The 1,930-nt window shown below is 74.8% G+C and carries 1 protein-coding gene; it reads left to right on the forward strand.

Translation table 11 applies throughout. The features are described from left to right. Window positions 1-62: 62 nt before the first annotated feature. Window positions 63-1,930, forward strand: a 1,868-nt coding sequence (locus EAD96_RS10805; protein WP_233585635.1) for a phosphopantetheine-binding protein, incomplete at its 3' end; no start/stop codon positions are given.

Genomic DNA, 1,930 nt, shown 5'->3' on the forward strand with positions numbered 1-1,930 from the left:
GCCCCGGTCCGGCGCACCGCCGCCGACCGGATCGTGCTGCGCGATCCGCCGGCGCGGGAGCGGTGAACGGCGGACACACGCCGAACGGCGCGGCCCCGGTGGGCGTCCTCGCCCGCCCGGCCAGCCGCCCGGCCGGAGCCGGTCCCGCCGTTACGGCGCCACCCGCCGCCGCTGCGCCACCGGCCGCACCCGCGCGGACGAGCCCCGCGCAACCGCACGAGCACGTCGACCGGCCGGACCCCGCCGACCCGCGGGGCCTCGTCGAACCGCACGGCCCCGCCGAGCAGCCGCGCCGCGCCGGACGGCCGGCCGTCGCCGTCCAGGAGCCCGCCGGTACGGTCCCGGCCGCGCCCGCGGAGGTGGCCGAGGCGGTACGGGACTGCGTGGCGCGGGTGCTCGGCGCCGACCGCACGGAGATCACGGCCGACCGGGCGTTCGCCGACCTCGGCCTCGACTCGATCTTCCGGATGGAACTGGCCCGGCTGGTGGTGGCCACGTTCGACGTGGAGATAACCGCGGCCGACCTGTACGAGCACGACACGGTCGAGGCGGTGGCGGCGCTCGTGGCCGCCGGCACGCGGGCACCACGCCCGGCCGTACCCGGCGACGGCGTCGAGGAGATCGTGGCCGGGGTGCTGGAGCATCCCGTCGAGCCCGGGCGGACGTTCGCCGACAGCGGCCTCACCTCGTTCGACATGCTGCGGGTCGTCGGCGCCCTGGAACAGCGTTACGGCGCGCTGCCCAAGACGCTGCTGTTCGACCACCCGACGATGGCCGACCTCACCGCGTTCCTGGCCGGGCGGTCCGCCGGGACCGGTGTCCGGACCGAGCCGGGGACCGGTCCGCGGGGCACCGGCCGGACGATCGAGAGCGGCGCCGAGGTCGACGGCGAGCCCGTCGTCGTCCGCAAGCGGACCCTGCCCGGCCGCCCGGCGCTGCGTGACCTCCTGGCCGACCTCGACCGCCGCCACGCCAAGGAGGGCGGGCTGGCCGGCCGGGACATCGCCCCGTACGCGTTCGTCGACTCGGCGCGGGCCGGCTACGTCAACTTCTCGGTCCGCGGCGACGACGTGTTCGCCTGGAGCTTCGTCGGGCACCACGACCACTTCCACGACCTCGTCGCGGAGTGGATGGCCTGGGCGCGGCGCCACGGCCTGCGGCCCAACTTCCTGTCCCTGGCCCACCTGACCGAGGTCGCCGGGGAACCGGTCACCGCGACCCCGTTCGGGGCGGTGCAGCGCCTGACGGACCTGGCCTCGTTCACCGTACGGGGCGGCCGGATGCAGCGGCTGCGCAGCCTCCTGCACCGGTTCGAGCGCGCCGGTGACTGCCGGATCGAGGAGTACCGGGCCGGCGCGTCGCCGGAGACCGACCGGCAGATCGTCGGTCTGATCGACTCCTGGGCCCGCCGCAAGCAGATGGTGAACCCGTACGTCGGCGTGGTCCGCGAGGAGATCGGCGGCGGCACGCTCGACCCCCGGCACCGGGTCTTCCTCACCCGGGTGGACGACGTCCTCGTCAACGCGGTCATCGTGACCCGGATCCCGTCCGAGCGGGGATACCTGCTCGACCTGGAGTTCTACGCCGACGAGATGCCCGCCGGCGGTCTGGAGTGGGCGATCGTCCGGATCATCGAGCTGACCGCCGCCGAGGGATGCACGTCGTTCAGTTTCGGGGCGAGCTTCGGTGTCGCCATCACCGAGTCGCCGAACGCCGACCCGGCGGTGGCGGACGCGCTGGCGGAGCTGCACTCGGTGGGCGTGTTCGGGCCCGGCAACTTCCAGTTCAAGAACAAGTTCCGGCCCGAGAACACGCCGATCTACCTGTGCCAGCCGGCGACCGGTGACCGTACGTCGGTCACCGACATCATCCTGATGATCGCCAACCCGGACCTCGTGGCCGGCGCGGGACCGGCGGGGGCGCCGTCCAC

Origin of the sequence: Micromonospora sp. BL1, assembly GCF_003667485.1 — a bacterium.
GTDB lineage: Bacteria > Actinomycetota > Actinomycetes > Mycobacteriales > Micromonosporaceae > Micromonospora > Micromonospora tulbaghiae.